At 71.6% G+C, this 14,055-nt stretch carries 10 protein-coding genes and 1 tRNA gene; 3 read left to right on the top strand and 8 right to left on the bottom strand.

Translation table 11 applies throughout. The features are described 5' to 3' along the window. Nucleotides 1–16 precede the first annotated feature (16 nt). The 5 genes from ACZ6TD_RS25315 to ACZ6TD_RS25295 form a co-directional block, all read right to left on the bottom strand. Entirely contained in the window at nucleotides 17–1,540 is a 1,524-nt protein-coding gene (locus ACZ6TD_RS25315; RefSeq protein WP_471341864.1) for an MFS transporter, read from the bottom strand. A gap of 176 nt (nucleotides 1,541–1,716) precedes the next feature. After that, nucleotides 1,717–3,924: an ArnT family glycosyltransferase gene (locus ACZ6TD_RS25310; protein WP_471341862.1), complete on the bottom strand. Its 2,208-nt coding sequence runs from the start codon at nucleotides 3,922–3,924 to the stop codon at nucleotides 1,717–1,719. Continuing rightward, nucleotides 3,921–5,219 (bottom strand): bifunctional glycosyltransferase family 2/GtrA family protein, encoded by a 1,299-nt coding sequence (locus tag ACZ6TD_RS25305; RefSeq protein ID WP_471341860.1) that lies wholly within the window; start codon nucleotides 5,217–5,219, stop codon nucleotides 3,921–3,923. Before ACZ6TD_RS25305 ends, ACZ6TD_RS25310 begins: the two co-directional genes overlap by 4 nt. A gap of 26 nt (nucleotides 5,220–5,245) precedes the next feature. Next, nucleotides 5,246–7,195 (bottom strand): sensor histidine kinase, encoded by a 1,950-nt coding sequence (locus ACZ6TD_RS25300; protein WP_471341858.1) that lies wholly within the window; start codon nucleotides 7,193–7,195, stop codon nucleotides 5,246–5,248. 5 nt (nucleotides 7,196–7,200) lie between these two features. Next, complete coding sequence (locus ACZ6TD_RS25295) at nucleotides 7,201–7,938, bottom strand: response regulator transcription factor (protein ID WP_471341857.1); 738 nt, start codon at nucleotides 7,936–7,938, stop codon at nucleotides 7,201–7,203. 175 nt (nucleotides 7,939–8,113) lie between these two features. Here ACZ6TD_RS25295 and ACZ6TD_RS25290 point away from each other — a divergent pair, with 175 nt between their 5' ends. Further along, a complete protein-coding gene (locus ACZ6TD_RS25290) occupies nucleotides 8,114–8,992 on the top strand; it encodes an LLM class F420-dependent oxidoreductase (RefSeq protein ID WP_471341855.1) in 879 nt (292 codons plus the stop codon). A gap of 112 nt (nucleotides 8,993–9,104) precedes the next feature. Here ACZ6TD_RS25290 and ACZ6TD_RS25285 read toward each other — a convergent pair whose 3' ends face one another. Further along, nucleotides 9,105–9,971 carry an amidohydrolase family protein gene (locus ACZ6TD_RS25285; protein WP_471341853.1) on the bottom strand — a complete coding sequence of 289 codons (867 nt, stop codon included), beginning with the start codon at nucleotides 9,969–9,971 and terminating at the stop codon, nucleotides 9,105–9,107. Nucleotides 9,972–10,126: 155 nt separating this feature from the next. On the opposite strand from ACZ6TD_RS25285, the gene ACZ6TD_RS25280 reads away from it, so the two are divergent. Then, complete coding sequence (locus ACZ6TD_RS25280; protein ID WP_471341851.1) at nucleotides 10,127–10,834, top strand: hypothetical protein; 708 nt, start codon at nucleotides 10,127–10,129, stop codon at nucleotides 10,832–10,834. 76 nt (nucleotides 10,835–10,910) lie between these two features. Here the strand turns inward: ACZ6TD_RS25280 and ACZ6TD_RS25275 are convergent. Next, a tRNA-Met gene (locus ACZ6TD_RS25275) sits at nucleotides 10,911–10,984 on the bottom strand. A 63-nt stretch (nucleotides 10,985–11,047) separates the two neighbouring features. After that, the gene (locus tag ACZ6TD_RS25270) at nucleotides 11,048–13,231 is read right to left on the bottom strand and encodes a glycoside hydrolase family 9 protein (RefSeq protein WP_471341849.1); all 2,184 of its coding nucleotides are present in this window, start codon (nucleotides 13,229–13,231) and stop codon (nucleotides 11,048–11,050) included. A gap of 168 nt (nucleotides 13,232–13,399) precedes the next feature. Here ACZ6TD_RS25270 and ACZ6TD_RS25265 point away from each other — a divergent pair, with 168 nt between their 5' ends. Continuing rightward, nucleotides 13,400–14,029: a hypothetical protein gene (locus ACZ6TD_RS25265; protein WP_471341846.1), complete on the top strand. Its 630-nt coding sequence runs from the start codon at nucleotides 13,400–13,402 to the stop codon at nucleotides 14,027–14,029. Nucleotides 14,030–14,055: the final 26 nt, after the last annotated feature.

Here is a 14,055-nt window from a genome sequence, read left to right as displayed (position 1 = left end):
TCACTACCTGAAGATGCTATGCCGCCGGGGCCTCCTGTGAAGATCGTTCGGCCCTGCTGAGCAGCAGCGCGGCCAGCACTCCACCCGCCAGTACGGCCGCCGCGCCGACCAACTGACTGGTCTCCACACCCGAGGCGAAGGCGTCCGCGACGGCCTCGCGGTCCTCGGGGGTACGGGCCGCGGCGAGGGCGGCCGGGAGCGAACCCGCTCCGGTGGCGACCGCGGGCAGCAGCGAGCCGAAGCGGGAGTTGAGCACGGCGCCCAGGACGGCGACACCGAGCCCGTTGCCGCATTCGGTGAGCGTGCCGTTGACCCCCGCGCCCACCCCCGCCTTCTCCGGCGGGATGGCCGACATGATGGCGTTCGCCATCGCGGGCATGGCCAGCGCGATACCGGCCCCCATCACCACCAGCCCGAAGAGCATCCCGCCATAGCCCTGCGCACCGAGCGTCGCGATGGCGGCGAGACCGGCCGCGAGCAGCCCCATCCCGCCGACGATGGTCACCGGGGTCCCGAGCTTCGGCAGCAGCCGCGCGCCGACACCGGTGAGATTGAGCGCGACGATCACCAGCGCGAGCGGCGCGGTGCGCAGCCCCGCGTCCAGCGCGTCATAGCCGAGCACGAACTGCAGATGCTGGGTGAGCAGGAAGAGCGAACCGCCCATCCCGAAGGCCACCAGGATGCCGCCCGCCACCGCGCCCACGAACCGGCGGTTGCGGAAGAAGTGCATGTCCAGCATCGGATACGGAATATGACGCTCCCACAGCGCGAATCCGGTCATCACGGTGATGCCGATGAAGCCCGACAGCAGTACCCGGCTGGAGGTCCAGCCGTGCTCCGGCCCGGAGATGATCGCGAAGACGATGCCGGTCATGCCGATCGTGGACAGCAGCGCGCCGAGCAGATCGGGGCGGTCGCTGGCCGGCGCCTTCGACTCCGGCACCATCCAGACCACGGCCACCAGCCCGAGCAGCGCCACCGGGATATTGATCAGGAAGATCGAGCCCCACCAGAAGTGCTCCAGCAGCGAGCCGCCGATCAGCGGCCCCGCGGCGAAACCGAGGGAGCTGACCGCACCCCACAGCCCGATGGCCTTGGCCCGTTCGCCCTCGTCGAAGACCTGCACCACGACGGCGAGCGTCGTGGTCATCAGCAGTGCCCCGCCGATGCCCATGCCCGCTCGGGCGGCGATCAGCTGGCCGGGGTCCTGCGCCATCGACGCCGCGAACGAGCCGATGCCGAACAGGGCGAGCCCGGCGACCAGCAGCTTCTTCCGCCCATAGCGGTCGGCGGCGCTGCCCGCGGTGAGCAGCAGCCCCGACTGGACCAGCGAATAGGCGTTGATCATCCACTGGATGTCGGCCGTGCGGGCATCCATCTCCCTGGCCAGGGAGGGGACCGCCACATTGAGGATCGTGTTGTCCAGCAACACGGTGAGCTGGGCGAGGCAGATCACGGCGAGGATCAGCCAGCGCTGGGGATGACCACCCGGGGACTGATCGGGTGGCGCGGAGGCGGCGTCGGCGGTCGAGACCGTCATGGGGACTCCAGGCAGAGGCTTCTACGGTGTATGACGATGTGCTGGGTCATACACCGTACAAGCGCCGCTGTACGGCGTACAGCGAATTATGTGCGCGCGTCGCATACGCGTACGGGCCGGTGATCGCGGGGGTGAACCCGCGGCCACCGGCCCGTAGTACGGACGGGGCTCCGGCCTCAGTCGGAGGACGTCGAGGACGTCGACGCCTTCTGGGTCAGGTCATAGAGCGTGGTGCTGCCCACGGTGACCTTCTTGTAGGTGGACTCGATCCAGGAGGTGATCTGGGACGAGGTCCCCTGGCCGCCGCCCGGCCCGCCGCCCATGCCGGTGCCCGAGGAGATGAAGTAGTGGATCTTGCCCTGCTCCACATACTCCTTGAACTGGGCGAGCGTCGGGGACGGATCGCTGCCGTTGAAGCCGCCGATGGCCATCACGGGCTTCTCGGTGGCGAGTTGGTAGCTCGCGGCGTTCTGGGAGCCGATCGCCGCGGCCGCCCAGGTGTAGTCGCCGGCGTTCTTCTCCAGCTTCGCCTCCGCCTCGGCGTCGACCTGCTGACCGTCGAGCAGTCCGCCCATACCGCCGCCACGACGGCCGCCCTCGACCATGCCGCCGCCGGGCAGCATGCCCGGTCGGCCGTTCTGCCCCTGGCCGCCCTGGGCGTTGCCCGTGCCGTTGCGCGGGGACTGGCCGCCGCCCGGGAAGCCCCCGCCGGGGAAGCCGTTCTGGCCACCACCCGGCTGACCGCCGCCGGTGCCACCACCCGGCATGCCCGGCGGACCGCCCCGGCCGCCGCCCGGGAAGCGGCCACCGGGGCCGCCCATACCGCCCGCCACCGAAGGACCGGCGGTCACGATGGAGCCGTGCTTCGGGGTGTCCACCGTGTTGAGCGTGTACGCGACCGGCCCGGCCAGCCCCGCCGCGAGGCCGAGGCCCGCCGCGGCCAGCGCCGCCCTCCGGCCCAGGCGCGCCGTCAGCGGCAGCCCGGCCGCCGCCGCGAGCCCGCCGATCAGCACCGCCCAGCGCAGCCAGGGGTGCCAGTCCGGCGACCGCCCCAGCAGGACGTACGACAGGTACGCGGTGACCGCGACCGTGACGGCCAGCACCGCCGAGGCCGCCGCCCCCGCCCGGCCGCCCTCGTTCCGCCGCTCCCACAGCAGGGCCGCGCCCATGCCCACGAGCGCCGCGATATAGGGCGCCAGGGCGATGTTGTAGTACTGGTGGAAGATCCCGGACATGAAGCTGAAGGTGGCGAACGTCATCAGCAGCGCCCCGCCCCACACCAGGAAGGCCGCGCGCCGGGTGTCGGTGCGCTTCGCCCGCCAGGTCAGCCAGATCCCGGCCGCCAGCAGGATGAACGCCGCGGGCAGCAGCCAGGCGATCTGACCGCCCATGTCGGAACCGAAGAGCCGGTCGATCCCGGTCTCGCCCCACCTGCCGCCACCGCCACCGCCCGGGCCGCCACCGCCGACGCTGCCGGTCTCATCGCCGTTGATCCGGCCCAGACCGTTGTAGCCGAAGGTCAGCTCCAGGAAGCTGTTGTGCTGCGAACCGCCGATGTACGGGCGCGAGGACGCCGGCCACAGCTCGACGATCGCCACCCACCAGCCGCCGGAGACCACCATCGCGAGCCCCGCGAGCAGCAACTGCCCGATCCGCCGGCCGAACGTCGCCGGGGCGCACACCGCGTACACCACCGCGAGCGGCGGCAGGATCAGCCACGCCTGCAGCGTCTTGGTGAGGAAGCCGAGGCCGAAGCAGACCCCGGCCAGCACCAGCCACTTGGTGCGCGCGTCCGCCAGGGCGCGCAGCACGCAGTAGACCGCCGAGACCATCAGCAGACACAGCAGCGCGTCGGGGTTGTTGAAGCGGAACATCAGCGCCGCGACCGGGGTCACCGCGAGCGCCGCGCCCGCGATCAGCCCCGCGGCCGCGCCGAACCCGCGCCGTACGGCCGCGTACAGCACCCCGACCGTCGCGACGCCCATCAGCGCCTCGGGGACGAGGACCGCCCAGGAGGAGAGGCCGAAGAGCCGCACCGACAGGGCCATCGGCCACAGCGCGGCCGGGGGCTTGTCCACGGTGATGGAGTTCGCGGCGTCGGAGGAGCCGAAGAAGAACGCCTTCCAGCTCTCGCCGCCCGCCTGCACGGCGGCCGAGTAGAACTGGTTGGCGTAGCCGGACGCGCCCAGGCTCCACAGATAGAGCACGGCGGTGGCCGCCAGCAGGGCCCACAGGGCGGGCCGCGCCCAGCGCGGGTCCTCCGGCCGTCCCCGCCAGGCCCGCGCCAGGCGCGAGCCGCCGGGTGCCCGCGGCCCCGGCCGGGGAGCGGCGGCGGGGGTCGGCGGCGGCCCGGCTTCGCGGGTGCCGTAGTCGTAGGTGGTCATCGATCGGTCCTCGGGTCGTGGTCGGTCGTGGCCCCGCTGTCCGACGGGAAGACCCAGGCCCGGAAGAGCAGGAAGCGCAGAACGGTCGCGGCGAGGTTCGCCGCGATCAGCACGGCCAGTTCGGTGCCGTGCGAGGCGGTGCCGGGGACGGCGTCCAGGGCGGCGAGGGAGCCGCTGGTCAGCACGAGGCCGATGCCGAAGACGACCAGCCCCTGGGCCTGGTGGCGCATCGCGCGGTCCCGGCCGCGTACGCCGAAGGTGAGCCTCCGGTTGGCCGCGGTGTTGCCGAGTGCCGACAGCAGCAGCGCCAGGGCGTTGGCCACCTGCGGGCCGGTGCCCATCCGGAAGAGGGAGTACAGCAGCAGATAGACCAGTGTGCTCAGCGCGCCGACCACGCAGAACCCGACGAGCTGGCGGGCCAGGCCCTTCGGCACCCCGCTCAGCTCCCGGTCGCGCGGATCGTCGCCGAACGGACGGCGCACCCGGTCCAGCGGCAGCGCACCGGTGGCCAGCGCGCGCCCCACCCGCCACACGCCCTTGAGGTCCTCCGTGGCCGTCTTCACGATGTGGACCGTGCTGTTGGGGTCGTCCACCCAGTCCACCGGCACCTCGTGGATGCGCAGCCCGGCCCGCTCGGCCAGCACCAGCATCTCGGTGTCGAAGAACCACCCGGTGTCCTCGACCAGCGGCAGCAGCCGCTCCGCGACGTCCTTACGGATCGCTTTGAAACCGCACTGGGCGTCGGAGAAGCGGGCGGCCAGACTGCCGCGCAGGATCAGGTTGTACGCCCGCGAGATGAACTCCCGCTTGGGCCCGCGCACCACCCGTGAGCTGCGGGACAGCCGCGATCCGATCGCCAGGTCGGAGTGACCGGAGATCAGCGGGGCCACCAGCGGCAGCAGCGCCTTGAGGTCCGTGGACAGATCGACGTCCATATAGGCGAGCACGGGCGCCTCGGACAGCGACCACACGGTGCGCAGCGCCCGCCCGCGCCCCTTCTCCTCCAGCCGGACCGCCGTCACCTCCTCGATGCTCTCGTCCAGGCAGGCCGCGAGATCGGGCGTGCGGTCCGTACTGGCGTTGTCGGCGATGGTGATCCGGAAGCCGTACGGGAAGGTGCGGGCCAGATGGTCGTGCAGCCGTCGTACGCACCGCTCGAGGTCCGCTTCCTCGTTGTAGACGGGGATGACGACGTCCAGCACCGGACGGCCGCGCACGACCGTCACCGGCCCGCGCACGGGCAAGGTCTGCAGGGGTGTCTCGGGCGGAGCCCCGAGAGGGGTGTCGGTTCGCATGAGGTCGACGGTCGCGAGCCGCGCTGTCACGGCTGTGTGGTCAGCCTGTGGCCTGCCTGTGAGTCCGTCACGCCCGGGTGAACGACCCGGTGCACGGGCAGGTGGACGCCGAACACGGTGCGCCCCGGCACGCTGTCCACCGTCACCTGCCCGTCGTGCGCGGCCACGACCGCGTGCACGATGGCCAGGCCGAGCCCCGTGCTGCCCGCGGCGCGGGAGCGCGAGGCGTCACCGCGCGCGAACCGCTCGAAGACATGCGGCAACAGCTCGGACGGGATGCCCGGACCGTCGTCCTCGATCTCCAGCGAGACGTACGAGGGCGGCTGGGGAGGGCCGAAGGCCCCGGCGGCGCGGGCGGCCGCGTGCGGGGAGCCGTAAGGCGTGGCGTACCTCTGGGCGGACGGCGAACCGCGCCCCTTACGGTGGCCATGGGACGACGCCCCGTACGGCACCCCATGGGAGAGCCCGTACGGCGCCGGATACGGCGAGGGGTAAGGCGACGCCTGGGGCCCGGCCTGGGGCCCGCCCCACAGCACCCGCGCCGTGACCGTGGTGCCGGCCGGGGTGTGCGTCCGCGCGTTGGCGAGGAGGTTGACCAGCACCTGGCGCAGCCGGGCGTCGTCGCCGTGGACGACCGCCGGTTCATCGGGCAGCTCCAGCCGCCACTCGTGGTCGGAGCCGACCGCCCGCGCGTCGCTGACGGCGTCCACGACCAGCGGGGACAGATCGACCTCCGCGCATTCCAGCGGCCGTCCCGCGTCCAGCCGGGCGAGCAGCAGGAGATCCTCGACCAGCCCGGTCATCCGCCCGGCCTCGGACTCGACCCGGTCGAGGGCATGCCGGGTGTCGGGCCCGATCTCCTCCCGGCCGCGCCGGGTCAGCTCGGCGTAGCCGCGGATCGAGGCGAGCGGCGTACGGAGCTCATGGCTGGCGTCGGCGACGAACTGCCGCACCCGCGTCTCGCTCTCCTGGCGGGCCGCGAGCGCCGACTCCACATGGCCGAGCATGCGGTTGAGCGCCGCGCCCACCTGGCCGACCTCGGTGCGCGGATCGGACTCCGAGGCGGGGACCCGCTCGCGCAGCGCCACCTCGCCGCTGTGCAGGGGCAGTTCGGAGACCCGGGTCGCGGTCGCGGCCACCCGGCGCAGCGGGCGCAGCGAGATGCCGACCATCGCGGCCCCGGCGATCCCGGCCGCGACCAGACCGGCCGCGGTCACACAGACCTCCACGAGGATGAGGGTGTTGACCGTCTCGTGGGTCTGGTCGAGCGGGAAGGCGAGGATGATGCCGCCGTCCCGGTGGTCCCACTGGGCCACGGCCCGATAGCCGCCGAGGCCGGGCAGATCGATGGTGTGCACCTTTCCGTCCAGGGGGACGGCGGCGATCGCCTTCCGCTGACCGCTGGTCAGGGGGTCCACCCGGTTCTCGGCGTCGACCTCGTTCGTCATGGGCGAGTCATTGCTCTTGCCGGACATGGAGATCTCGCCGTCCTGTCCGAACCGCGCCCCGACCGTGCCGATGGGCTGACCGGGCGAGGCGACGAAGAGCACATCGTCCCGGGGGAGGTCGCGCGCCGGACCCGGCTTGTTCAGGAACCGCCCGACGGACACGCGCAGACCGTCGTCCACCTGACCCTGGAGGTACGACTGCAGGGCGAGGGTCGTGACCGTGCCGATCACCGCGCAGACCACCGCGATCAGCGCGACGGCCGAGACGACCAGGCGGGTGCGCAGGGACCAGGGGCGGCGCCCGGCCCGCTGAGCGCTCCCGGCCCGTCCAGCGCGCCCCGCCCGCTGAGCACTCCCCGCCCGCTGAGCACTCCCCGCCCGCTGAGCGCGCCGGGCGTGCGCGCGCCCCTGCGCCGCTCCCGCGCCCAGAAGCGGCTGGGAGGCACCGGGCATCCCGGGGGCGCCGGACGGCTCGGGTACGCCGGGCGTGTCGGGGCCCCGGGGCGGCCGGGGCGGGGGGTGCGCCACGGTGTCTACTCCCCGGGCTTGATCAGATACCCCGCGCCCCGCCGGGTGTGGATCATCGGGCTGCGCCCCGCGTCGATCTTGCGCCGCAGGTAGGAGATGTAGAGCTCGACCACGTTGGCCTGACCGCCGAAGTCATAGCTCCAGACCCGGTCCAGGATCTGCGCCTTGCTGAGCACCCGGCGCGGATTGCGCATGAGATAGCGCAGCAGCTCGAACTCGGTCGCGGTGAGATGGATCTCCTGTCCCCCGCGCGACACCTCGTGGCTGTCCTCGTCCAGGATCAGATCGCCGACGGCCAGCACCGACTCACTGCGCGCGGCCGCCGCCCCCGACCTGCGCAGCAGCCCGCGCAGCCGGGCGACGACCTCCTCCAGGCTGAACGGCTTGGTGACGTAGTCGTCGCCGCCCGCCGTCAGCCCCGCGATCCGGTCCTCCACCGCGTCCCGCGCGGTCAGGAACAGCACCGGGACATCGGGCAGTTCGCGGCGCAGCCGCCCCAGCACCGTGAGCCCGTCCATGTCGGGCAGCATGATGTCCAGGACCACCGCGTCCGGGCGCAGCTCACGGGTGATCCGGATCGCCTCCGTGCCGTCACCCGCGGTGCGCACCTCCCACCCCTCGTAGCGCAGCGCCATCGACAGCAGGTCGGCGAGCGCCGACTCGTCGTCCACAACCAGCACCCGGACGGGGCTCCCATCGGGGCGCAGCAGCTCGGTACGCCCATGAGGCGAGGTCGGCATCATGGCCTCCACCCTCGGAGCGGGCCCTGAGAGGTCCCTTTCGGCTGCCTGTGAATTACCTGAGAATCCTGTGTAGGCAGGGACGGGACCGGCCGGAAGGCGCGACCACGGATCCGGGGCACGGAACTCCTGTGGGGGCCACGGAATATCCGGAAGGGCTCTCCGCGCTTCCCTCTGTATGACTTCTCGTCCCGCACTTGGCAAGATCGGCATCTGGACCGCGGCCCTGAAGACGGACTTCGCCCCATCAGAGCAGGTCAGCGAGGCGGCGGCCGAGCTCGACGAGCTGGGGTACGGCGCCATCTGGCTCGGTGGCAGCCCCAGCCCGGATCAGGCCGGAGTCCTGCTGGACGCCACCTCCCGGATCACCGTCGCGACCGGAATCCTGAGCATCTGGGACCACGAGGCGGCCTACGTCGCCGAGCGGCACACCGCGCTCAACGCCGCCCACGACGGCCGCTTCGTCCTCGGCCTCGGCGTGAGCCACAGCGCGCTCGCCGGCGAGCGCTACCAGCGCCCGTACACGGCGATGAAGGAGTACCTGACCGCGCTGGACTCCGCCCCGGCCCCGGTCCCCGCCGCCCAGCGGGTCCTGGCCGCCCTCGGCCCCAAGATGCTGGAGCTGTCCCGTGACCGCGCGGCCGGCGCGCATCCGTACCTCGTCACCCCGGAGCACACCGCCAAGGCCCGCGACGTCCTGGGCAAGGAGGCCGTGCTCGCGCCGGAGCTGAAGGTCGTCCTCGACACGGACCTGGACCGCGCCCGTGCCACCGCCCGCGACTACCTCGGCCGCTACCTGGCGCTGCCCAACTACACCAACAACTTCCGGCGGCTGGGCTTCGAGGACGCGGACTTCGCGGACGGCGGCAGCGACCGTCTCCTGGCCGCCATGTACGCCATCGGTGACGCGGAGGCGATCCGGGCGCGCGTGGACGAGTTCCTGGCCGCGGGCGCGGACCACCTCGCGATCCAGGTGGTGAGCGACGACCCGCTGAAGAGCCTCCCCCGCGAGGAGTGGCGCACGCTGGCCGAGGCGCTGCCACTGGACAAGAGCTGACCGATCCGCTCAGGCGCCCCCGCCCGGCGCCGGCGCAGGCGCCGGGCGAGCCTCCTGTTCAGAACAGCCGCGCACGTTCCCGAACGGGCGCATCCGGAACCGGCACACCGCGTCATATCCCGAACAGCCGGGCCGCGTTCCCGTAACACACCCCGCGCAGCCACTCCTCGTCCTGCCCGACCCGCGTCAGCGCGTCCAGCGCGTGCCGGTACCCGTACGGGATGTTGGGGAAGTCGCTCCCGAACAGCACCCGGTCCCCCAGGGCCGCCAGCCTCCCCCGCTCCGACCGCGGAAACGGCCACCGGCTCTCGGTGAAGTCGGTGAACGCCATCGTGGTGTCCAGGTGCACCCCTTCGTACCGCTCCGCCAGCCCCAGGAAGTCCGCGTACTCCGGCAGCCCCATATGCGCGATGATCAGGCGCAGCCGAGGATGACGGGCCAGCACCCGCCCCACCGGCTCCGGTCCGGTGTACGTGCCCGGGTGGGGCCCCGAGCCGCAGTGGATGACGACGGGTGTCCCGCTCTCGGCGAGCACGCCCCACACCGGGTCGAGCAGCGCGTCGCCCGGATCGTACGCCCCCACCTGCACATGGGCCTTGAACACCCGCGCCCCGCCCTCGAGCGCCGCGCGCACGTACCCCTCCACACCGGGCTCGGGGAAGAAGGTCGCGGTGTGCAGACAGTCGGGCGTACGGGCGGCGAACTCGGCCGCCCAGTCGTTCAGCCACCGCGCCATGTCGGGCTTGTGGGGGTAGAGCATGGCGGTGAAGGCCCGCACCCCGAACGTCCGTAGCGTCGCGAGGCGTTCGTCCTCCTCCTCGCGGTAGGTGATGTGCCAGCGGGGCTCGACGGCGTCGAAGAAGGCCCAGACCTTGTCCAGTACGCGCTGGGGCATGAAGTGGGTGTGCACGTCGATGAGTCCGGGCAGCCCGAGTTCCTGCCAGAACCGCTGCACCGACACCACGGCGGTATCGTCCATACGGATCACGGTAGTTGCCCCGGGCGTATTGCCACAGCCTCGTCTCAAGCTCTCGCCTCGAGTTGATCAGAGCCTCGACCAGTGGTTTTGTCACGCCCATGATGATCTGTAGCAAGATCACCACAAGGGGATCCGAGAAGGTGAACTGACGCCCCGTGACCGGCGTATCCAGCTACGGCGGTCACCGCTCGCTCGACGTCGTCACCGATCGACCACCACCGACCACCGGGGGACCGTCCATGCCCAACCGCCCGCCGCGCGCCGCCGCCCGCTCCGGAACCGCTCTCGTCTGCGCCCTCGGCGTCACCCTCCTCGGCCTCGCCACGGCCGGCTGTGAGGACGACACCGCCGCGTCCGGCCGACGGCAGCCGGCGACCCGCGCCGACATGGCGGCCGACAGCGACGGCGGCAAGACCCTCCGGCTCGGCGAGCCCACGTCGGTCACCTACAAGCGCGGCTCGGACCATATGCGCGGCGCCCTGCGGGCCACGGCGGTGAGCGTGCGCAAGGGCACCCACGCCGAGCTGAGGACGGCGGGTGTGGAGCCGTCCGACGTACGGACCACCCAGCCGTACTACGTCACCATGACCTTCGAGAACATCGGCGAGAACTCCCTCCACTACCCGTTCCTCAACACCCCCACCGGCCTCGAGGACACAGGCGGTGTGGACGACCAGCCGCTCATCACCGGCGACACCGAGGTGGCCGCCTGCCCGGGCAAGGACCCGGACGACTTCGCGGTGGGGGCGAAGGTCTCCCTGTGCAAGGTGTTCCTGGTGCCCAACGGCATACGGCCGTCCACGGTGACGTACAGCACAGGCGATGACACCAAGCGCCCGGTGAGCTGGAAGGTCAGGCGCTGACGGCGGCGGGGCCCTCGGCGTGACCGAACGACCGAGGGCCCGGCACTGAAGAAGTGCCGGGCCCTCGATACCTGAGTAGCGGGGACAGGATTTGAACCTGCGACCTCTGGGTTATGAGCCCAGCGAGCTACCGAGCTGCTCCACCCCGCGTCGGTAGACGTAACTCTACGTCGTTCTGCCCGCCAAGGGAAATCCGCTGCCCCCACACCGCCGTCACCGGAGGCCGGCCGCGAACGAAACCACCCACGACAGCGCCGAATTCCAGTTGATGGCGACCTCATTGGTCGACCACGAGTCAATGTCGTCGACGTAGCAGAACTGCGGCTCGGGGTGATGCGGCGGATCGACCGTGTAGTCGAACAGCATCCTCTTCGCCTTCGGGTCCTGGACCTTTCTGTTCGCGCCGCCGGCGATCGAGCCGGCGGGCGGCTCCGGGAACGCCGGGTCGGCCTCGTGACCGTAGATTCGACTGTGCTGGTTGTGGGAAGGGCGTTCGCCGTACCCGGTCACATAGGAGTGGTTGAGGGCGTTGCGGCCGAGGATGTAGTCCAGCCCCTCCAGCGCCCCGTCCCGGTACCGCTGGTCGCCGGTCAGGTCGAAGGCCGTCGCGATGACGGCGAGCTTGTTGAGCACCGCGCTGTTGGAGCCCCACTCGAGCTCATCGCCCGTGACCGGTATCCCGTACGCCTGCTCGCGCGCCGTCGCCAGGTACCCGTCCGCGGCGGCCCGCACCGAGGCGCGGACGGCGTCCCGTTCGGCCTCCGGCAGCGTGCTGGGCACGGTCGCCAGGTCGAGCCGGCCGAGCGCCGCGACCTGCTGCCAGCTGAACCCCTCCGGCGGGAACGGGTCACGCTCACCGATCCGGTACGGCGAGGTCCGCAGCGCGTCGAGGTAGGTCTGCTCGCCGGTGGTGAGGAACAGTTCGGCGGCGGCCCAGTAGGTCTCGTCGCACACGTGGGCGTCGTCGTACGCGCCACCTCCCTCCACCTCGCCGCTGGCGAACATGTCCTGATGGGCCTGCGCGGCCTCCCAGGCGGTACGGGCCGCGGTCAGGCAGCGCGCGGCGAAGCCCGGGTCGTAGGGCGGGTACAGCCGGGCGGCCTGCGCGGCCGTCGCCGCCAGGTTGAGCGTCGCCGCCGTGGACGGCGGATGCAGATGGCGCGTCTTGTCGTCCCGGTCCGGGGACAGCGGCAGACCGGTCCACTCGTCGTCGTGCACCTTGTGGTGGGCCATCCCCTGGAGGGGCTTACCGGCCGGCACCTGCATGCGCAGCAGGAACTCCAGCTCCCAGCGCGCCTCGTCCAGGATGTCCGGTACGCCGTTGCCGCGCTCGGGAACGCGCAGCTCGCCGTCGCCCAGCCCGTCCGGGCGCGCCCCGGGCGCGGTGCGGGTCCGTTCGTACTCGCTGAGCAGCTGGTAGACGGCGATGCCGCCGTTGACCACGTACTTGCCGTGGTCGCCCGCGTCGTACCAGCCGCCCCGCACATCCAGCGCGTAGTCGCCCTCACCCGGTCTGCAGGGCACATTGGTGTCGCCCGTATTGGGAGGGACACCGATGTGCCCGGCCGGCCGGCCGTACCCGGGCGCCAGCTCGTCGCTGATCGGGATGCCACTGCGCTGCACGTAGAAGAAGTGCAGGGCGTCGGAGCGCAACTGGTCATACAGGGCGGGAGAGATGTCGAACGGGTAGCTGGTCTGCCCATCGGCGGTCAGCGTGTACCCGGCCCCGGCCTCCGTCACCTCGCCGAAGTCCACCGTGTGGACCCGCTGCCCGGAGGAGGTGTCGCTCCCGCGAGGCGTCGACGTGCCGGACCCGACGGTGACACCGTCACCTCTGTTCACCTGCCAGGGGACCGGCCCGGCGGCATCGGTCACGACGGTCGCGCGTTTCGGCCCGAAGGGCAGATAGCCGACCTGGTTGACCCGCACCCGCGAGCCGGTGTCCGGTACGTACCGCGGCAGTGGATCGCCGCCCAGGAGCGATACGTCGTCCAGCCGGAACACCCAGGGCTCGGGGTCGCCGCCGATGTGGAACGAGACCTGGCCGTACTCGGTGTCGAGGGTCGAGGAGAACGTGAACGTGTACCGCTGCTCCGCGTCGAGCGGGATGTCCTGCGTCAACGTCGCGGTGTACGGATCCTTGCTGAGCTGCACCTGGGCCTTCACCGTCACGGGCCGGCTCGCCGAGGCGCTGAACGAGAGGGTGTACGACGTGCCCTGCCGCAGCGGGATGTCGTTCTGCCCCACGAGGACGTCGGACGGGCCGGCCGTGCCCCCCGGTACGTCGGCCAGCAGTCTCTCGTCGACCACGGAGAGCCGGGCGGCTTTGGAGAACCAGAAATCGGTCTGCTCCGCGAATCCCCCGTTGAAGACCTTTTCCTGTGGATTCATCGCCATATTTCCAGCGTGCCCAGTGCTTCCCCGGCCCGCCACACGAGCAGCCGAACCCCCGGGCCGCCCCGGGCATTAGTGGAGCGTTAGCCGTACGGCGGTAGATCATCAGCGGTGACCGGCAGCCTTGTTCTCACGAGCCCGAAACACCACGTCACGAGAACGGGGAAGACCATGTCGCACCGCACCGCCCTCCGCCACACGCGCCACGCCCGCAAGGCCGCCGCCGCCATGATCATCGCTGTCGCCGCGCTCGGGCTCACCGCATGCCAGGACGGCGAGACCGGTTCCTCGTCCTCACCCTCCACCTCCGCGAGCGCCGCGCAGTCCCCCGCACCCACGGCGAAGACCCAGGACCAGGCCCAGGACTCCGCCAAGGGCACCCCGTCGGGCACCCCCAAGAAGCCCGGGATGAAGTGCACGAACCAGATCAACTACGCCGGGGACTCCAGGTCCAACGCCGAGATCAACTCCATCGGCGAGGACACCGGCTACTGCCCGGAACCGGAAAAGGGCAGCACCCCCTCGGGCACGCCCAAGAAGCCCGGGATGAAGTGCACGAACCAGATCAACTACGCCGGGGACTCCAGGTCCAACGCCGAGATCAACTCCATCGGCGAGGACACCGGCTACTGCCCGGAACCGGAAAAGGGCGGCACCCCCTCGGGCACCCCCTCGGGCACCCCCAAGAAGCCCGACGTGAGCTGCACCGACCAGATCAACTACGCGGGAGACTCCAGGTCCAACGCCGAGATCAACACCATCGGCGAGGAGACCGGCTACTGCCCGCCGGTCCAGAAGTGAGTTCTCGCGGCGACACCGGTCGGCGT

The sequence above is a fragment of the Streptomyces yongxingensis genome, from assembly GCF_055597465.1.
This window is presented reverse-complemented; position numbering and strand designations above follow the sequence as displayed.